General features: G+C 52.4%; 18 protein-coding genes. 7 read left to right on the plus strand and 11 right to left on the minus strand.

Features of this window, described 5'->3' with window-relative positions; all coding sequences use genetic code 11:
* Window positions 1–164: 164 nt before the first annotated feature.
* Window positions 165–746 (plus strand): Fe-S biogenesis protein NfuA, encoded by a 582-nt coding sequence (nfuA, locus tag QZ516_RS08135; RefSeq protein WP_293615294.1) that lies wholly within the window; start codon window positions 165–167, stop codon window positions 744–746.
* 95 nt (window positions 747–841) lie between these two features.
* Entirely contained in the window at window positions 842–1,432 is a 591-nt protein-coding gene (locus tag QZ516_RS08140; RefSeq protein WP_297188305.1) for a TetR/AcrR family transcriptional regulator, read from the plus strand.
* A 75-nt stretch (window positions 1,433–1,507) separates the two neighbouring features.
* Here QZ516_RS08140 and QZ516_RS08145 read toward each other — a convergent pair whose 3' ends face one another.
* The 3 genes from QZ516_RS08145 to QZ516_RS08155 all read right to left on the minus strand — a co-directional run bounded on the left by QZ516_RS08145 (window position 1,508) and on the right by QZ516_RS08155 (window position 8,790).
* A complete protein-coding gene (locus QZ516_RS08145; RefSeq protein ID WP_297188307.1) occupies window positions 1,508–2,572 on the minus strand; it encodes a 3-deoxy-7-phosphoheptulonate synthase in 1,065 nt (354 codons plus the stop codon).
* Window positions 2,573–2,701: 129 nt separating this feature from the next.
* A complete protein-coding gene (locus QZ516_RS08150; RefSeq protein WP_297188309.1) occupies window positions 2,702–6,100 on the minus strand; it encodes a UvrD-helicase domain-containing protein in 3,399 nt (1,132 codons plus the stop codon).
* Complete coding sequence (locus tag QZ516_RS08155) at window positions 6,097–8,790, minus strand: PD-(D/E)XK nuclease family protein (RefSeq protein ID WP_297188310.1); 2,694 nt, start codon at window positions 8,788–8,790, stop codon at window positions 6,097–6,099. Before QZ516_RS08155 ends, QZ516_RS08150 begins: the two co-directional genes overlap by 4 nt.
* An 86-nt stretch (window positions 8,791–8,876) precedes the next feature.
* On the opposite strand from QZ516_RS08155, the gene rmuC reads away from it, so the two are divergent.
* The 3 genes from rmuC (at window position 8,877) to QZ516_RS08170 (ending at window position 11,449) form a co-directional block, all read left to right on the plus strand.
* Window positions 8,877–10,214, plus strand: coding sequence for a DNA recombination protein RmuC (rmuC, locus tag QZ516_RS08160; RefSeq protein WP_297188312.1), 1,338 nt, complete (start codon window positions 8,877–8,879; stop codon window positions 10,212–10,214).
* 71 nt (window positions 10,215–10,285) lie between these two features.
* The gene (locus tag QZ516_RS08165; RefSeq protein WP_297188314.1) at window positions 10,286–10,786 is read left to right on the plus strand and encodes a DUF2489 domain-containing protein; all 501 of its coding nucleotides are present in this window, start codon (window positions 10,286–10,288) and stop codon (window positions 10,784–10,786) included.
* Between the two features lie 525 nt (window positions 10,787–11,311).
* Window positions 11,312–11,449 carry a hypothetical protein gene (locus QZ516_RS08170; protein WP_297188316.1) on the plus strand — a complete coding sequence of 46 codons (138 nt, stop codon included), beginning with the start codon at window positions 11,312–11,314 and terminating at the stop codon, window positions 11,447–11,449.
* A gap of 4 nt (window positions 11,450–11,453) precedes the next feature.
* On the opposite strand, the gene QZ516_RS08175 is transcribed toward QZ516_RS08170, so the two are convergent.
* The 3 genes from QZ516_RS08175 to QZ516_RS08185 all read right to left on the minus strand — a co-directional run bounded on the left by QZ516_RS08175 (window position 11,454) and on the right by QZ516_RS08185 (window position 12,658).
* Window positions 11,454–11,780 (minus strand): DUF1330 domain-containing protein, encoded by a 327-nt coding sequence (locus QZ516_RS08175; RefSeq protein WP_297188318.1) that lies wholly within the window; start codon window positions 11,778–11,780, stop codon window positions 11,454–11,456.
* Between the two features lie 41 nt (window positions 11,781–11,821).
* Complete coding sequence (locus tag QZ516_RS08180) at window positions 11,822–12,142, minus strand: hypothetical protein (protein WP_297188320.1); 321 nt, start codon at window positions 12,140–12,142, stop codon at window positions 11,822–11,824.
* A 156-nt stretch (window positions 12,143–12,298) separates the two neighbouring features.
* Window positions 12,299–12,658, minus strand: coding sequence for a hypothetical protein (locus QZ516_RS08185; RefSeq protein WP_297188322.1), 360 nt, complete (start codon window positions 12,656–12,658; stop codon window positions 12,299–12,301).
* A gap of 325 nt (window positions 12,659–12,983) precedes the next feature.
* Here QZ516_RS08185 and QZ516_RS08190 point away from each other — a divergent pair, with 325 nt between their 5' ends.
* Window positions 12,984–13,301 carry a hypothetical protein gene (locus tag QZ516_RS08190; protein WP_297188323.1) on the plus strand — a complete coding sequence of 106 codons (318 nt, stop codon included), beginning with the start codon at window positions 12,984–12,986 and terminating at the stop codon, window positions 13,299–13,301.
* A 193-nt stretch (window positions 13,302–13,494) separates the two neighbouring features.
* Here QZ516_RS08190 and QZ516_RS08195 read toward each other — a convergent pair whose 3' ends face one another.
* The 3 genes from QZ516_RS08195 to QZ516_RS08205 all read right to left on the minus strand — a co-directional run bounded on the left by QZ516_RS08195 (window position 13,495) and on the right by QZ516_RS08205 (window position 15,583).
* The gene (locus QZ516_RS08195) at window positions 13,495–13,893 is read right to left on the minus strand and encodes a hypothetical protein (RefSeq protein ID WP_297188325.1); all 399 of its coding nucleotides are present in this window, start codon (window positions 13,891–13,893) and stop codon (window positions 13,495–13,497) included.
* A gap of 147 nt (window positions 13,894–14,040) precedes the next feature.
* The gene (trmA, locus tag QZ516_RS08200) at window positions 14,041–15,129 is read right to left on the minus strand and encodes a tRNA (uridine(54)-C5)-methyltransferase TrmA (RefSeq protein WP_297188326.1); all 1,089 of its coding nucleotides are present in this window, start codon (window positions 15,127–15,129) and stop codon (window positions 14,041–14,043) included.
* Between the two features lie 136 nt (window positions 15,130–15,265).
* The gene (locus QZ516_RS08205; RefSeq protein ID WP_297188327.1) at window positions 15,266–15,583 is read right to left on the minus strand and encodes a hypothetical protein; all 318 of its coding nucleotides are present in this window, start codon (window positions 15,581–15,583) and stop codon (window positions 15,266–15,268) included.
* Window positions 15,584–16,135: 552 nt separating this feature from the next.
* Here QZ516_RS08205 and QZ516_RS08210 point away from each other — a divergent pair.
* The gene (locus QZ516_RS08210; protein ID WP_297188329.1) at window positions 16,136–16,690 is read left to right on the plus strand and encodes an NAD/FAD-utilizing enzyme; all 555 of its coding nucleotides are present in this window, start codon (window positions 16,136–16,138) and stop codon (window positions 16,688–16,690) included.
* Window positions 16,691–16,725: 35 nt separating this feature from the next.
* Here QZ516_RS08210 and QZ516_RS08215 read toward each other — a convergent pair whose 3' ends face one another.
* Together QZ516_RS08215 and QZ516_RS08220 are read right to left on the minus strand one after the other, a co-directional pair.
* Window positions 16,726–17,085, minus strand: coding sequence for a 4a-hydroxytetrahydrobiopterin dehydratase (locus tag QZ516_RS08215; RefSeq protein WP_365333320.1), 360 nt, complete (start codon window positions 17,083–17,085; stop codon window positions 16,726–16,728).
* Window positions 17,086–17,110: 25 nt separating this feature from the next.
* Window positions 17,111–17,419 (minus strand): TusE/DsrC/DsvC family sulfur relay protein, encoded by a 309-nt coding sequence (locus tag QZ516_RS08220; RefSeq protein WP_297188332.1) that lies wholly within the window; start codon window positions 17,417–17,419, stop codon window positions 17,111–17,113.
* Window positions 17,420–17,423 lie beyond the last annotated feature (4 nt).

Here is a 17,423-nt window from a genome sequence, read left to right on the forward strand (position 1 = left end):
GCTGCATTCTAGCAGATTTATCAGCTGGTTCTCAGCTTGCCGGGCACCTGGTTCTACCGGTGGACTGTGTCCGGGTAAAAAGTTCGGTGTTTGATTGTCGCGTTCAAGCAAGGCTGTTAGAATACATGACTAAATTAGTCAGGTATATCTATCAGGTTGTTCTTATGCTGAGTATCACTATCACCGAATCCGCCGAACAGTATCTGGCGGGACTGTTGGCCAAGCAGGATTGCGAAGGCATCGGTATCCGTATGTTCGTCACCGATCCGGGCACACCGAAGGCAGAAACCTGTATTGCCTACTGTCGTCCAGGTGAAGAGCAGGAGAAGGATGAGGTGATGGAACTTGACAGTTTCAGGGCGTATTTTGATCACCGCAGTCTGCCTTTTCTTGAAGATGCCAAGGTGGATTATGCCGACGAGAAGTTTGGTGGGCAGTTGACCATCAGGGCACCCAATTCACGCATGCCCAGGGTCAGTGACGACAGCCCGCTTGAAGACAGAATTAACTACCTGCTTTACAACGAAATCAATCCTGGACTGGCAGCCCACGGCGGGGTCATCAGTCTTGAAGAAATTGTAGACAATGTGGCTGTACTGCGTTTCGGTGGCGGATGCCAGGGCTGCGGCATGGCCGATGTGACCCTCAAGGAAGGTGTGGAGAAGACCATGCTGGAAAAAATTCCTGAGCTCAAAGGTATCAGGGATGTCACTGATCACTCTGATCGGAGCCAGGCTTATATCTAGAACCGCACCACAAGTGCTTTTTATATATACTGATGCTGTGAACTTGAAATAATAATCCAGCAGCTGGTTCTCAATAGGCCGGTAAGGAGCATCAAATGCCCAGGCTGCCAGAGTTTGATCGGGAAGAGGTTCTCGATAACGCACTGTCTTTGTTTTGGTCGGATGGATATGAAGCCAGTTCCATCAGTAAACTTCTCAGGGCGATGAACCTCAATAGAGGTAGTCTCTACAGCGCTTTCGGTAGTAAAGCCTTGTTGTTCAGTACAGTGCTTGACCATTATATGGCCTATCTTCAGTGCCATTTATTTAACTGTACACTGGTCAGTGTCGAAGATCCCTGTGAGGCAATCACCTCTTTTTTTGACAAAGCATTCTTTGAACCCGACCAGAGTCAGTTAGCCAATGGCTGTTTGTTTTTCAACGCGATCTCCGAACTCAGTAATAATGAGCCTGAGCTGGCCGGTAAAGCCCGGGAATCGGTCCACTGGATTCGTCAATTATTCTATACCCGGTTGTTGGAGGCGAAACAGTTGGGGAAGGTCGATTCCGGGCAGGATATTGAAGGGTTGGCCGACTACCTGATTGCGCTTGTGGCAGGTTTGCGCACTCTGTGTAAATCCGGTGCCAATACAGCGGTATTGAGGCGGGTCATTGATGCCGGGCTGAGTACGGCTTTTACTCGATAGATTATGATAAAAAACATCAAAAAACGGGCTGTTAGGCCCGTTTTTTAATGTTGTATAGAGAGATGGGGGTATTGCTTAGCGGTGTGGTAAAACTGCCTTGAGCTTGTTGTGCACATCGCGCAATGCCTCTTCCGTGGTCTCCCAGTCTATACAGGCATCGGTGATTGATACCCCGTATTCGAGATCACTCAGGTCGGCAGGTATTTTCTGGTTGCCCGATTTCAGGTTGCTCTCGATCATCAGACCGATAATCGATTGATTCCCCTCCAGGATCTGATTGCTCACATTTTCCATGACCAGCGTCTGCAGGTCATGATTTTTGTTGGAGTTGGCGTGACTGCAATCCACCATAATATTTGGGGTAATACCCGCCTTGTTCAGTTCCTGTTCTGCCAGATTGACACTGACGGAATCATAATTGGGTTTGCCGTCACCTCCCCGCAATACCACATGGGCATAGGGATTACCTGCGGTGGTAACAATGGCCACGCTGCCTTCGGCATTGATACCGAGAAAACGGTGGGGGCTGGCAACGGATTTCAGTGCGTTGATGGCGACACTCAGGCTGCCATCAGTGCCGTTTTTGAAGCCAACGGCGCACGACAGCCCGGAAGCCATTTCCCGATGGGTCTGGGATTCGGTCGTTCTCGCACCGATGGCAGACCAGGAAATCAAATCCTGAATGTATTGCGGAGAAATGGGATCGAGCGCTTCGGTCGCAGTAGGCAAGCCCAGCTCGGCAATATCCAGTAACAGCTTGCGCCCCACATGCAGCCCCTCGGATATCTTGAAGGAGTCATTCAGGTAGGGGTCGTTGATTAGCCCCTTCCAGCCGGTGGTGGTGCGGGGTTTTTCAAAATACACACGCATGACAATAAATAGCGAATCACTGACCTCATCGGCCAGTTTCTTCAGTCGTGCGGCATAATCCAGCGCAGCTTTGGTGTCATGAATAGAGCAGGGCCCGACGACCACAAGAATTCGGTGATCCTTGTGGTTCAGGATATTCTGAATGACTTGGCGGCCCTCGGTGATGGTTTTTCGGGCAGCATCGGACAGGGGCAATTCCTGTTTCAAATCTCTTGGCGTGATCAGCACATCCTGAGAGAGAATATTAATGTTATCAACGGCGTTGGTCATTGGTTTCTCGAATCGATAAGGGTTCAGTCAGCAAGCTATTCTACATGAAACTCCGGGTGCTTTGGCACTCTACAGGCCCTGCGGAGAGGAAGATGCTGTCTCCGGGGGCGGCAAGTCACTAAAAAATACTCAGGGAATGGTCTCGATTGCCTGCAGTAAAGGAAAATACAGCGCTTTCCTGATGGGTGTGGCAGTGGGTTCCTCGAACAGCCGGGCGTAGCGCTGAAGTTGTTCCTGATATTGAGCCACTTGTTGCTTCAGAAATTGTTGGTCTGATTGCCCTACTGCCGGGGCGGCGGTTTTGTAATCGATGATCCAGCGGATGCCCCCGTCGACAAAACTTCGATCGACGACAGCCGTTTTCGGTTCTCCGTTCGGTGCCATGTAGCCAATAGCCAGTTCGGTGGCGCTATCGGGATGCCGATTGTCCAGAATCCACCTGGCTGTGGGATCGGTGAGACAGTTTTCTACAGCCTGTGCCAATACCGCCAGTGGCGCTGTGGTGTCATGTAGTCCGAGCTGCCGTAGCTGAATCTTCCAGAAAGGCATGCGTTGCTGGATGGTCGCTGTGGACCATTGGTCAATACCGTCAATAACTATCTGCTGCAGAATACGGTGTAATACGGTACCGGTATGGCGAGCTTCCGGTGCCTTGTTGCCACTGCCCAGCTCATTGGGCGCTACAGCTGCCTCCACCGCGGTTGGTGAGGTCGGTGTAGCTCCCGTTGTTGGCGGCCATCCCCAACCAGCTGGTAGGCGGCGCAGAGAGCTGAGTACCGTTTCATGGGCGCGTACAGGTGTGTTTTCCTCGGGTGGGTAGTCGTGCCACTGAATCCACGTGGATCTGGTTTCAAAGTCGGTTTTCAGCGCTGGCCAAAGGCTATCCAGCAGGCTGCCGGCTGTTGGGTTGTCACCAGACATGGTGCAGAGCAGATGCAGATGATCAATGGCGCGGGTGGTCGCAACATAAAGGATCCGCGCGGTTTCGAGTTTGATTTTCAGTTTTCGCTCGCGGTTCAGGAACTGATAAAGCGGGTCATTCTGCTGGTCCGCCCGGAACAGTGGGCTGATGAGCAGTTGATTATCACCGCTACTGCTGGTGCGCTCCTGCCACAACAGCAATTGCTTGTCTTCTCCCCGGGGTTTGCGGTTCAGACCAGGCAGGATAACGGTATCAAACTCCAGTCCCTTGGCTTTGTGTATGGTCATCACATGGAGCGTACTGTCCGATCCGACATCGGCTTTGGCGTAGAGCGATTTGACCGCTTTTTCAAAGGTGGGCCAGTGCTCGATACTTCCCGCAGACTCGTGTTTTTCCAGCAAGTCCAGATACTGGTCACAGTGTTGCTGATCTGTGATGGAGTTCAGTGCAACCGCACCCCCGAGTGCGCGCCAGGTTCCCTCAATCCAGCACCGCAGGGGCAGTCGCTGGCGTTGTTGCCAGGCAGCCGTCAGTGTTTCCCCCACCCGTTGGAGAATTTGCCGGCCGCCTGACGATAATCCCGGTATTGCTGTTATGCGCGACAATTGCCCCAGCAATAGTGGGAAACGTTCCCGAGCTGTTTCAGGATAGTCACCAACGGGTTCCGCCACGCTGATCGCCAGGAGATCTGCCATGTCCAGTCCGCACCAGGGTGCCCTGAGCACAGCCAGCCAGGCAATCCGGTCAGCAGGTGACAGGAGTGCGCGGGTCAGGGACATCAGGTCGACCACGGGCATGCGGTTGCCGAGGGGGTCAATATCGGTTGCCTGCCAGTGGTGTCCTGCCTCCCGGAGTGCTGCAAGAATGTCGGGCAGCTGGGTGCGGGTGCGGACCAGTATGGCGATCGAACCCTGTGGGTTACGTTTTTTGGCGGCATTGACCAGTGCCACTATCCGCGATGCTTCAGCGCTGTTGTCAGGCGCATTGATGAAGGCATCCAGAGTGACCGGCTGCTCCGGTAGAGCACCATGAAAAGCAGTGGCGGGGCTGTAACTGACGGCGCCGCGACCTATCTCGTCGCGTGCCGGAAAAATATGGGGAAAGGCGTCGTTCACCCAGTGGATGAGATTTTCCTGGGAGCGAAAGTTGACCTGTAAATCCAGTGCTTCGAGTTGCAGTTGGCCGATGGGCAGTGTCCGAGCCTCCAGGAACAAACCTACATTGGCGTTGCGGAAACTGTACAGCGATTGCATGGCATCGCCGACGATAAACAGCGTGCGGCCATCACCCTGCTCCCAGCCTGCGATAAGGCGGCGCAAAATATCAAACTGTACCGATGAGGTATCCTGAAATTCGTCGGTGAGAATATGTTTTATCTGGTAATCCAGCCGCAGTGCGAGGTCGGTTGGCTCATCCTCCGGGCCCAATGCGCGGAGGGCGGCCAGGGTGATCTCGGTAAAATCGCACACCCTGTGCTGCTGGAAATGCAGGCTCAGTGCCGCCGCCAGGGTGGGGAGTAAATAGGTCAGTGCATTGAGTGCCAGCCACTGATTTTCTTCATAGCGGGGCGCGGGCAGTGCTCGAATATCTTCCAACAGGTCTTTCAGGCCGCTGATGGCCTGCAGTTGATCGACCAACTCGCCATAGCTCGCCTTTTGCTGTTTGGCCAGGATCTTGTCGCCGTTGACCTCGGTTGGAAAGCCCGTGTTCTTGTCCACGCGGCTCCGCCATTTTAAATCCTTGGTCAGCAAGAGCTCACAAATGCCCAGCCAGATGGGTAACTCTTCGGCGGAGTGACCGGGTAACCCTGTCATCCCCTTGCACCACCGGAGAGACAGATCATTTTTCTCCAGTGGCAGTTGGCTGCCGGCATAATCAGCCAGCAGGGCCAGTTCGCTGGCGAAGGGGGCCAGAAGATTGGCTGTTGCGGTCAATGTTTCTTCAATCACATTGTTCAGGAATGATTCCAGGTAATCCCGGGCATCCCTGCTACTGAACATATGGGACAGCCACTGCTCGCGTTTTTTCAGTAATGCGATCAGCAGCTGCTCCAGCTTGTCGAGGTCGTTATCCAGATGCTGGAGGAGGGTTTCCACCGCCTGCCCCAGGGATGTTTGCTGTTCCAGCTCACGGAGCAGCCATTCGGCAATGACCAGGCGAAAGTGGGGTTCTGGATCTTCCAGGGGCTCGGCATAGTCGCCGATACCACTTTCCAGGCCCAGTTGCTGGGCGAGGTTGAGGCAAAAGCCATCAATGGTCTGGATCCGCAAGCGGTTGGGGGACTGCAGGAGCTGCCAGTTTTTTTCCCGGTCTCTGGCAAGGGCCGCGGTAGCGAGTTGCAGTGTGGCCTGCTGGTGGTCGCTGTCCGGCAGAGAATGACTATCTGCCATTGTCAGTGCCTGAATAATGCGATGTCGCATTTCACCCGCCGCTTTCCGGGTAAAGGTCATGCAGAGAATTTCTTCCGGTGCTTCCACCGTTGCCAGTAACCCCAATACCCGCTGGGTAAGCAGTTCTGTCTTGCCGGAACCAGCCGGTGCGGCAACCGCAAAGGATCGTTCCGGATCCAGTGCCCGCTGGCGTTGTGCCGCATCTGCTACGGTCATACCTCGTCCTCATCTGCAAATAGCTGCTGCCTTTCTGCGACCCGGTTCAGCGGTTCAAGCTCGGTCTGATACCGCAGGGCATAATCGCCATGGAAAGAGACAGCGGCATAGCCGGCCTTGAACTCGCCCGCCAGGGTAGCCGCAGCCTGTTGCCAATGATCCATCAGGGCCTGCCAGCTTTCCGGCTCGTTCTTTTTGCCCTTGGGTGGAGCTACCCCCGCCAGCAGGCCGTCGGTCTCGGAATAGCCGGTAAACAGAGGTTCCGATGGGTTGATGAGGGCAAAGCAAATAGCCGATGCGGGTGTTTCGCTGCACAATAAATAAAGCGGTAGCTGGAGATCATCCGGGCGATCTCCCAGCCACTGGCCGGTCGCCGCTTTGCCAGTTTTGTAGTCAATAATGACCGTCTGGCCATCAGCCAACTGATCAATCCGGTCGATGACCAAATGTAGCGGTAAGCCACAAAACTGCGTATTTTCGTGCTTTTCGAGTGCGGCCACGCTGAAGGGTGGCCGCTGTTTCTCAACGGTTAGCCATTGTTTCAGTAACCCTGCCAACCGTTGTTGTTCGATGCGGGTAAACGCCTTGCCGAACAGGTCTGCCCGTCGCATCTGCCAGGGTTTCAGGGCAGTATTGACGGTTGAGTCAATCAATGAAGCCAGCTCCGGTTCGGACAGTGCCAGCAACTGTTGCTGATTTTCCAGGTGTTGCCAGAGTTGCCTCAGGCATTCGTGAATCAATGAGCCGCGATCCCCGGCATTGAGGCCGATAGAGGGCTCCCGGGGTTGCTCTGCCCCCAGTCGGTGAATGGCAAAGGCGTTGAAGGGGCAGCTGGCCTGATTTTTCAGGATACGGGTGCCACCTCTAACAGCTTCTTTTGCTGTATCGAGCGGTGGGGCAAACTCACAGGAAACCGGTTCCAGCGTGACAAAATCCGTAACCTGACCGGTTTTCCGGGGCAGTTTATCCGGTTCGATTTTCGCCACGCCAGCAATCAGGTTGGTGGGTTGCAGCTGCTGGTCACCGTCAAACTGGCTGTAGCTCAGGATGACTTTGGGCGCCGCTTTCATCAGATTGACCAGTTGCCGTTCTGCCAGTTCGCGTTCTCGCCCGGGGTCAGTTCTCGGCATGCCAAATTCTCGCTGCAGGCCAACCGGTAACAGCGGGTTGAGCGCTGTGGGTTGTGGCCAACGGCGGTTGTCCAGGCCCATGATCCAGAGGTGATCAAAATGCAGTCCCGCACCTTCGAGAAACCCCAGAACCTGAATGCTGCTATCGGGTGTTTCTGCCTGGAAAATGGTGCCATAGGCCAGTTGTTGGAGCTGTTGCAGTGCCTCGTTCAGATTTACCTTGCAGTTCAGCTGATCCAGTGACTGGTATTGTTCCAGCATGTCCAGCCAATGCTGTCGCTGCTGATATTCCTCGCTGTCCAGTGTACGTTCACCGGGCCAGCCCAGCGTGGTCAACTGTTGTTGAAACAGTGTCAGCCATGCAGAGAATCCGGCAGTCGCCGGCAATGCCCGACGCAGGACGTCCATTTGTGACAATTGTTGGCTCATGGCGGAGCCGGTGATCTTTTCCACCTCACTGACCAGATGGCGGAATTCACTGCTACGGAGAGAGACTCTGCCCTGTTTGCGCAGCAATAGCTCCGCTTTGGCCCTCGGTTCGGGAGACAGGCCACTCCAAAAGGGCGCGTTGAGCATACGGCAAAAATCCGTCAGCGGTAATTCGGCCCGATTGAGCGTCAACAGTAGTAATGCTGAGGCGATCAGTGGTGTTTCAGCGAGCGGTATGCCCGCCGACAAGTTAAAGGGGGCGCTGGCTCTCAACTGCCCCGGTGCACCGTAACCCGGTTGCAGGCGGGTTCGCAGAAGGCGCGCAATTTTGTTGCGCAGTTTCGGCAGCTCCGGAACAAGGATACCAATGCGGGCTTCAGGCGCGGCCAGATAATGGGCCACTGCCCAGTCGGCGGCGGCAGTCAGCTCAGCCTGTTCATCGTATAGCGCGACCTGTTGCGGCTGCGACTGAACGGGTTCCGTCTCGCTAAAAGCGAGGTTATTGCTGATGCCTTCAAGCAGTTTGCGGTGCAAGGGGGTCAGGTTATCAAACCCGCAGAGTGTTACGGTTGGAATGGCGGGCAGGATCCCGCAGCTATAGGCCCGCTGGAGTATTTTTACCTTATCGGCTGATGTGATGAGGCTGTGTTGCCTGAGCTTTTCGCGAAAATGACTGATCCACCGCCACAGCAGTGGTGCTTCCTGCTGTAGACGGGTATCCGGTACCAGATAGTTCTGGATGTTGGCATAACTGTTACTCGCCAATCTGGAAAAATTCGCCGGCAATACCGTGGCGGGTCGCTCGCGGTCTTCTGCAACCACCTGCTCCCAGAGGAATAACTCCATGGCAGTACTCAGTCCGGAACCCGCTGCTGCCTCGATGAAACCGGCGTCACAGCAGCGCAGCCACTGTTCATGGACCCATTGTTCCAGGGCATAAACTTCGGGTGCCGACCAGTGCAGAGTGCAGGAATGTTGCGAAAAGCCCCAGGCCTGGCGGATTTTGCTGGCCAGTCGATTGTTGGGCGTAAGAATCAGCGCGCCGTTACCGAGGTCTTCCCTGAGCGGGCCAATGTCAAAAAGCGGGCGCATCATGGTGGGTTTCTTTGTTATCCTTGAATCATCTTTCATGATCGCACAACCCTCAATGTTTACCAAAACAGTGCTGTGATGGTGTTGTTTGACAGCGCTGAAATTTTTTGTACCCGGGAAACGCCATGCTTCTGACCCTGAATACATTTTTATTGCTCGCAGCTGGCTTTATTGTCGGCGTTCTACTGACTTTTTTGCTGACCCGTCAGCAGTCAGAGAAACAGCGTGCAGTGTCCGATGTGACCATTTCCCGCTTGTCAGAAGATCTGGAAAACCAAAGCAGCAAGCTTCATCAGCGCGAAACGGAGCTCGGTGCGCTCAATCGCGACAAAGCCTCACTCGAGGCGCGTCTTGAAGGTGAACGGACCCGTTACGAAGAGCAGTTGCAGTTGCTCAGGCAGGCCCGTGAGTCACTGGTTCAGGAGTTTGAAAACCTTGCCAATCGCATCTTTGATGCAAAACAGCAAAAATTTTCAGAGCAGAGCAGTCGGACACTCAACAGCAGTATCGATCCGCTGAGAAAGGAGATTCACGATTTCCGCAAAAAAGTTGAGGATGCCTATGACAAGGAAAACGCCGAGCGCAACAAGCTGGTGGGTCAAATCGTCGAGCTGCAGAAGCAGGCCCAGAAAGTTGGGGAAGACGCCGTTCTGCTGGCCAATGCATTGAAGGGTGAGAGCAAATTCCAGGGGAACTGGGGCGAGGTCATTCTGGAGCGGATTCTGGAGCAGTCCGGCCTAACCAAGGGGCGGGAATATGAAACCCAGGTGGCCCTGAAGAACGAGGAGGGTAATCGTCGAAACCCCGATGTCATTATTCACCTGCCGGATCAGCGGGACATCGTGGTGGATGCGAAGGTGTCATTAACGGATTACGAACGTTATTGTCGAGCAGAGCTGCCCGACGAGAAACAGCGCTGTCTGAAACAGCATATTCTTTCCCTGCGCACCCACATTAATGGCCTGAGCCGCAAAGCGTACGAGCAACTCGAAGGCGTGAATAGCCTGGATTTTGTGCTGATTTTCGTGCCGGTGGAGGCCGCCTTTATGCTGGCGCTGGAGCATGACCATACACTTTTTCGGGATGCCTATGACAAGGGCATTATTCTGGTGAGTCCCTCCACCCTGTTGGCAACATTGCGAACGATTCACAATATCTGGCGTTATGAAGACCAGAACCGCAACGCCCAGCAGATTGCGGCTGAAGCGGGCAAACTGTATGACCAGTTGGTGCTGGTTGTGGAATCCCTTGATGATCTCGGTCGGCATATCGACAGGAGTCAGGAGGCCTGGCAACAAACCCGTAAACGTCTTGTCGATGGCAGGGGCAACCTGATCAAGAAATTTGATGACATCAAAAAACTGGGCGCCCGTACCAAGCGCTCACTACCCGATAATCTGGTCGAGCAGGCCACCGAACAGGATGATGTCTCATTGCGGGCCAGCCTTCATCAGCCGGAATAATTGCCCGCTAGCGGGTTTATCGGACGACTGCGATCCGGTATCTGGTCGCACATCTTTCAGAGGAGTTTGTAATGGAACTGATCACGAGTCTGGCGCTGGTTATTTTAATTGGCTTGAGTGGCTATGCCTTATACCTTTACCTGCAACTGCGCAAACTGAAAAATACACAAAATGCCAGGGAAAAAGCGTTGGCAGCAGAGCAGGAGGACCGCAAAGCCCACTACCGAAAGAGTATACATGTGATTGCCTCGGCCATCGTGGCCGATCAGGTCACGCTCACTGAAGGGGCGATTCGTATCAGTATGATGGCTGCGCAACTGGATCTTCCCGAGCATGAGCGGGAGCACTACCAGGTATTTTTTCAATTGACGGAAGCCACTGCGCACATACCAATTTTGGATGAATGGCAGAAGCTCAGCACCCGCGATAAACTGCGCTATGACCGGGAGCGGGAAGAAATCGAAACAAAGTATCGGGAATTCGCGGTGAATGCCGCCAGCAGGGTTTTGCAGAAACCTTCTCAGCCTGAGCAAGGTGAAGAGCCGTTATTCTATCCGGTTGGCCGTCATTAGTTGGCGGGCCTTTTTTTGGTGCCGGGCTGTTTTGCATCAATGCCATTTGTAAAGGGGTGAAAAAGTCCTTATATTCCCGGGGGCTGTCCTGCGGTAACCTACATAAAGAGTAATTGCGTGTTGTGCACGCCGATGATACCAACCCGGAGTTTGATTGAGTCGATGGCGTCTGTCTGGGTAATGAGTCTCTACCGAAATCAACATGAAAATGAAATAAGCCTGCAACAAGGGAAGACCTATACTGATTAAAGAGCATTTTGTGCACCAGTTATCAGAACTGCGGCGAAGCTCCTCATACTATTGAGTTTCGTTATTTTGCCACGCTTTTTGGCTAGGTCAGATTTGAAAAGGAGTTTTAGATTATGAGTAAGTTGTATGCAAAACCCCAGTCGTTTTACAAAACAATCCAACAGGGTAATCAGGGGCTGAAACAGCAAAATTGGCCCGTGTGTCGAATCATCCCCCAATCGGATGGCCAACCTGGCACAGTTTCACACGCCGTCGAATCACAGAAGCAGCTAAGCAATGACGACCCGCAGCCGGGATCAAGGCAGCCGCGTGGCTGAGAACCTGCGGCCCCGGCAAGTTGTGCTGGGGCTCTGGCTCTGGCTGGTAAAGAGTGATGACTGGTACGGAGTGACTGGTGCGAGGCGAGCGGGCTGAATGGTCAGCCTTTTGGCAAATAGGGAATGGTCTTTGCCGCGTCGGAGTCATCAATCACATGCAAGTTGCTGATGCTGCCTTTTATTCTTGACTCCCGGAATGCCTTGTATTCGGGATCATTGATAAATGCCTGTAACGCCGCCATGTCAGGAAACTCAACCAGGGCGATCATGTCCGCTTTGCACGGCTCTCCTTCAACGGTACTGATATTGGCACTGCGGGACAGGTACTTGCCGCCGTGTTTGTGGGCGATATCGTGCACGTTAGTAGCGTAATCTGCTATCCATGCTTCATCGGTCACGGTGACATCAGCAATTAAATAAACGGCCATAATTCATACTCCGATATTGTCTGGTGTTTCGACGGTTGTGTTTAGCTTATTTTGGCAGCCAACAGGCACACCCCGAGCCAAGTGAAATAGAAGGGTATACAGAATAACAGTACGCGCCAGTTTGACTGAAAACAGTAACGAATGGAGTGTGTGATAGCATCCTTGCGCAGTTGCCAGGTAACGACCATTTGCAGCGCCACCAGTGAATAGATGAATTGCACTGCGATAGCTGGAAGCTCGCCGGGCAGCATCGGCGTGAAAACCAGTAATGCCACGATAAATAAAAAACCAAACGCCAGCGTATTCCTGGCAGCCGGTGCCTTATCCAGGGTGCGGAAGTTGTCCCACAAAAAATATGTCATGGCGATGGGCCCACCGAAAAATGACCCCAATCCGACCTGCAGGGGGGAGTAAACAGCCGGTTGCTTTATCACAATATCATTCACCGCATCGCCTCCGGGGGAACATACAAACGAAGTCTTGACGTTATTGCTGAGTTCCGGGCATTGATGACCATATTATTGGTTGCTTTTACCGCGGACCAGGCGAAACAGATAAATGGCAGCAACCCCCAGAAAACCTGAACAGAGCGTGATGAATGCGCTAGTACACCAGAAAATGAAAGGTCCACTCTTGCCGTGTAGTACCAGATCGCCGACGGTCAGGGCTGAAAAAACGGCCATTGGTGCACTATAGGAAAGGGCCGTCAGCATGCCATCCCGGAGGTTGTACAGGGCGCTGAATCCGGAAATGAACGTGTTCATCAGCAAGCCGAGAATACCGGCAGTCAACATCCATGGAAGCTGCATGCTGAGCATGGACAGGTAAAAGATAAAGAAAGTTGCCAGTCCGATGAGAGATGCTTTGATGGGTTGCATAAGCGTGACTAACTATCCAGAGTGTTGATTATATCGAACGGGTTATAGACGGGTTGAATAGGCTTTCCCGGTAAAACAGCCGCAATAAAACACGAGATTTGCCGCAAGTGCAAATCCCTTGATCAGCGGTATGGGTGGCAAGAAGACTGTTTTCTGTCTGATACACCAGTATTTTCCACTGGAAAATCGTCCGGATGGTGCCGTTACCAACAATCAGTGCCCCTCAGGGGGGGGATAGGCCTAGATTTTTGTCGGGAGGCCCATTAGACTCCCTATCCTCAGGCAGTTGTGCCCGTTTTTTGTTCAATACCCAGAGGGAGTCGACATGAATTTTGTAAAATTACTTGGTATTTCGGTATTAGTATTGGGTCTGGCCGCATGTGGCGGCTCGGACAATGGTGTCAGCGAAGAGCAAGCTGCAGCAGAAGCAGCCGCAGCGTTGTCTCCTGAAGAAAAAGCCGCAGCAGAAGCCAAGGCCAAAGAAGAAGAGTTGAAAGCGATTGAAGCAGCAAGAATTGCTAATGAAGAAGCAAGAAAGAAAGCTTCCGAAGAAGCGGTTCCTCTTCCCAAGGAAAAGATTCTGCCTGAAGGCATGGTGGAAGGTAGTGTTGAGCACTCCATCTGGTTGAACAATCAGCAATAATAAGATACTAAAAATAGCAGGTCTGTTCTGGAGCCCGGCCGGTTAAATCCGGTACCAAAACAGACCTGCTTTTTTTATCTCCTTTCCACTATCTCTGTCTGTCTTTGCCGCTACCGCTGGTAGTAAGCATTTCATATCAGCCACTACCAATCGATGGTCTGCATCATCATCACCAAGTGCTGCTGTTCCAGCTTTACTGATTGAGCTCCGGCTGCTTCTCTTCCTCGGCGGGTATGCAGGGCCGACCGCTTTGTTTTCTGACAGGACACCCTTTTTTGACATGCTGGCGCGTTTCGATAATGGATTCGATCGCTGCTCTCGGGTTGCTGTTGATATTTTTCTGGCAGTAGCTATCCATCCATGCTGCCACTTCGCTGTCCTTTTGGGTGCCCAACACCCCCTGAGGGTGCTTTCCGGCATATTTGTATTCGTTATAACCCGCCACAAAACCCTGTAACCAGTTGAGAGACGGCCCGTGACTATTCTGCTTGCGGGCGTCTAGCCATTCAGAGCAGTTTTCAGCGATTTTATCGGGTGAGGCATAGAGCAGGGGAGTGATCAAGAGTCCTAGTGCGAGCAGACAGTATTTCATTCATAGGTTCCTAAGCAGGGGTTCGGATAAGGCTTATAGTCTGGCGAATATCTTGTTGAGACTCGAGAGATTCAAACAACTTTAGCTGTTAAGCGCAACAGGGTTTATCAGCACGGGTTTTTAATTTCCGGTGATTGCGCCTGCGCGTTACGAATTGGTCCTCTTCAATAACACCCCACACTCGAGGTGATGGGTGTAGGGGAATTGGTCAAAAACCGCAAAATGTTCAATTTGATGGCTGCTGCCAAAGACTTTAAGGTTCTCTTTCAGGGTTAGCGGGTTGCAGGAAATATAGAGAATGTTGTCGAATTTCATGGCCAGTCGAAGCGTCAGGTTATCCAGGCCGGCCCTTGGTGGGTCCAGAAAAATGGTGCTGAACCTGTATCTCTGCAAATCGATATCCTGCAACCTGCGGAACGGGCGAACACCTTCCAGCGCCTGACAGAAGTCTTCGCTGGACATCCTCACAATGGTGACATTATCAATTGCATTGCTGTGCAGGTTGGTTGTTGCCGACTTCACTGAAATTTTGGAGATCTCTGTTGCCAGCACACGATTAAAATTTTGTGCCAGAACACAGGTGAAATTACCGTTTCCACAGTACAGCTCCAGAAGATCACCACCACCGCCCCTGGTCTTGTCCAGTGACCAGGCCAGCATTTGCTGGTTGATGCCGGCATTGGGTTGAGTAAAACCACCTTCAACCTGCTGATACTGGTAATCTTGGTTATCGACCTGCAATTTTTCCAGGACATAGTCCCGCTCAAGGGTGAGTTTCTGTTTACGGCTTCTGCCGATCACCGCAACGCCGATACGTTGTTGTAGCGCCGCTGCGGTCGACTGCCACTCGTCATCCAGTTTCCTGTGATAGAGCAATGTGATCAATGCATCGCCACTCAGCGTGGTTAAAAATTCCACTGAAAATAAACGCCGGCTCAATATCGAAGACGCGTTGATCTCTGTGATCAGCGAAGTCATGAGGCGATTGATCAGTACAGAGCCAATTGGAAACTCCGTGATGATATAGGGCGTTTTCTGCCCTGGCTCATTCATGGCAAAGTGCGCCCGGCCGTTCTCGTGCCAGATACGAAATTCGGCGCGCATCCGAAAGTGCAGTGGCTCTGACGGGTAGACCTCTATGTTTTCAGGAAGTGGAATATCCAGGAAGGTGGCATGTAGTTCCGTAAGTTTTTCGTCAAGCTGCTGCTGATAATTATCGGGGTTAATGGTTTGCACTGATTACCTCACCATCGGGGGGGGGGGATACTGGATACTGAAACAGCCCTTTGCACAGGGAGGGCTATGCATTAAAAGGTGAGGTGGACAGTCAAACTGCGATCACTGCTGACCCTGGAAAAGCAGGTGTTCCTGCTTACTTATTGCTCGCATCTCTCAATCGACGCTGTGCTTCCAGGTAGCGTGGCATCGGGCCAACATCCTCATATACCTCACTACCCTCTTCAACGCGGATAACCTTGGAGCCTGGTATATACGGCATTTCAGCCTCCAGTGTTTCCAGAGCAACGTTCAGCAAATGTGCTGCTATCTCGTTGGCAGGCAGCTGGTACATTTCGGAAAGAGCCAGAAGTTTGATCTGATCTGATTCGTGTACGCTGATTGACGTGGGCAGTAAATCAGCATTTTCGGCTGACCGTTTCTCCCAGTCTTGAAGAAGTTGGGAAAAGGCCATAGGGCTTCCCTGATAGTTCATTGTTACCTCGGCTACTGCGGCTGATCAAAATGTGTCAACTTAATGTAAAACATCCGGCTCCAAAAAGGTACGGTTTTTCAGAAGCAAAAACAGATTGAAATTGAAGTTATAGGCTTTTGGGCTGGGGGCGTTACAACCTGACGGATATTGTACAAAATTATTGATAAAATTAGAGGGGATCGTGGCTCAGATTGAAGAGAAAGTATCTTCACCTCCTTCCCCTGTCTAAAGACAGTGAATAGTTGGCATGGCATGCTCTGGAACAAGTCGTAGACGGGAGCCTGGATAACAGCTGAAGAATGTTTTGGAAATCATCGCTCGGCCTGAATGCGCTTCTCTTTAGATGAAAATAGCGGGCCACCCCGGGTTCTGATATAGCCTTTTGATATCAATTTTTCTTTCGTTCTCTGCTCGTGGAAAAAGAATTCGTGCCTATACTTCAGGTAGCAATCAACCCCAACGAGTCTGTTGTAGTAAGCAGTAAACAGCTGGGGTGGTCGGGTGGTTTCCTGGTTATCTGGAGGAGAGTGTATGAGACGCTATTACTTTATCAGCGATGAGCTGGACGAGTTGAGTGTTGTTGAGCGTGAGCTGGAAGGTCATGGTATGACCAGGCCGCAAATCCATGTTTTGAGCCTCGATGATGACGGGTTGGCACACCATCACCTGAATGACGTTGCTCCGCTGTTGCGAAAAGATGTGATTCGGGCAACAGCAGTCGCTGGTGTATTCGGTTTTCTGAGTGCGGTTTTGGTGATGTCCTTTGCCATTTTCTCCGGCGCCACTGCGTCAATTGGCTGGATTCCGTTTGCCATGCTGGCATTTGTGGTGATGGGCCTGATTACCTGGGAAGGTGGCATGTGGGGCATTCAACAGCCGAATTCCCGCTTCAGGCGTTTTCAGGCGGCGTTGGCAGAGGGCAAGCACATTCTCTATGTGGATGTAACAGTCGACCAGCGTTCAATCCTGATGGGTGTTATTGAACGGCATCCCGGTTTGACAAGCGCTGGCAGTGAAGAATCGTCCAATGAACTGTTGATCAGTGCCGAAAACGGTGCGCAGCGTTTTGCGAAATGGGCACCCTGAGCAAACTCTGTGCTCCAGTTTATTTGAGCCGGGGGCTACACTGCATTTGATGAGTCAGTTGTCTCCAGCTCACTGGTTTTGGCCGCCAGAATAAAATCATTGCGATGCAGTCCTCGGATCTTGTGACTCCACCAGGTCACTGTCACCTTGCCCCACTCGACTAGTATGGCGGGGTGATGCTGAACTTTTTCGGCCAACTCGCCAACGTGATTGGCAAAGGTGAGCGCCTGCCGAAAGTTGCTAAAGTGGAAGCTCTTTTCAAGTTGTTTGATACCGTCTCTATCCAGCACAGCCCAACCGGGAATCTGTTTCATCAGAGAGTCTATTTGTGCATCGTCAACCCTGGGGGCATCAGCGCTACAGGCCTCACAGTGCTCTTTGGCTAGTGTCATAATGAATGCTCCATGATTACAGCAAGTGTTACAGGCAGTTTTTCGGAGGTGGCAAGCCAGCCAACCTGGCGACCCGTTTAGCCGGGCTTGGCGGGAACAGCTGCATGAGGTAGATACTTCGTGCCTTGCTGATCTCCAGGTGTTCGGCCATGAATTTAATCAGGGGCCGCATGGAAGGAGAAAAGCCGTAGGAGGCATAGAATTGTCGTGCCAACAGAATAACCTCAAGGTGGGCATCGGTCAGCGGCATTTCAGTTTTGGCGGCTTCCTGCCTGGCCAGGTTTTCTGACCAGGCAGGAAGTTTTGTCAGATGGTCGGGTGTTGTCGTTTCAGTCACCTGA

This window comes from uncultured Porticoccus sp., assembly GCF_913061305.1.
GTDB lineage: Bacteria > Pseudomonadota > Gammaproteobacteria > Pseudomonadales > Porticoccaceae > Porticoccus.

What these genes read in the sequence shown, in the direction of transcription:
- nfuA (WP_293615294.1), top strand. Translation starts at nt 165, where the DNA reads ATGCTGAGTATCACTATCACCGAATCCGCCGAACAGTATCTGGCGGGA.
- QZ516_RS08140 (WP_297188305.1), top strand. Translation starts at nt 842, where the DNA reads ATGCCCAGGCTGCCAGAGTTTGATCGGGAAGAGGTTCTCGATAACGCA.
- QZ516_RS08145 (WP_297188307.1), bottom strand. Translation starts at nt 2,572, where the DNA reads ATGACCAACGCCGTTGATAACATTAATATTCTCTCTCAGGATGTGCTG.
- QZ516_RS08150 (WP_297188309.1), bottom strand. Translation starts at nt 6,100, where the DNA reads ATGACCGTAGCAGATGCGGCACAACGCCAGCGGGCACTGGATCCGGAA.
- QZ516_RS08155 (WP_297188310.1), bottom strand. Translation starts at nt 8,790, where the DNA reads ATGAAAGATGATTCAAGGATAACAAAGAAACCCACCATGATGCGCCCG.
- rmuC (WP_297188312.1), top strand. Translation starts at nt 8,877, where the DNA reads ATGCTTCTGACCCTGAATACATTTTTATTGCTCGCAGCTGGCTTTATT.
- QZ516_RS08165 (WP_297188314.1), top strand. Translation starts at nt 10,286, where the DNA reads ATGGAACTGATCACGAGTCTGGCGCTGGTTATTTTAATTGGCTTGAGT.
- QZ516_RS08170 (WP_297188316.1), top strand. Translation starts at nt 11,312, where the DNA reads ATGACGACCCGCAGCCGGGATCAAGGCAGCCGCGTGGCTGAGAACCTG.
- QZ516_RS08175 (WP_297188318.1), bottom strand. Translation starts at nt 11,780, where the DNA reads ATGGCCGTTTATTTAATTGCTGATGTCACCGTGACCGATGAAGCATGG.
- QZ516_RS08180 (WP_297188320.1), bottom strand. Translation starts at nt 12,142, where the DNA reads ATGACATATTTTTTGTGGGACAACTTCCGCACCCTGGATAAGGCACCG.
- QZ516_RS08185 (WP_297188322.1), bottom strand. Translation starts at nt 12,658, where the DNA reads ATGCAACCCATCAAAGCATCTCTCATCGGACTGGCAACTTTCTTTATC.
- QZ516_RS08190 (WP_297188323.1), top strand. Translation starts at nt 12,984, where the DNA reads ATGAATTTTGTAAAATTACTTGGTATTTCGGTATTAGTATTGGGTCTG.
- QZ516_RS08195 (WP_297188325.1), bottom strand. Translation starts at nt 13,893, where the DNA reads ATGAAATACTGTCTGCTCGCACTAGGACTCTTGATCACTCCCCTGCTC.
- QZ516_RS08205 (WP_297188327.1), bottom strand. Translation starts at nt 15,583, where the DNA reads ATGGCCTTTTCCCAACTTCTTCAAGACTGGGAGAAACGGTCAGCCGAA.
- QZ516_RS08210 (WP_297188329.1), top strand. Translation starts at nt 16,136, where the DNA reads ATGAGACGCTATTACTTTATCAGCGATGAGCTGGACGAGTTGAGTGTT.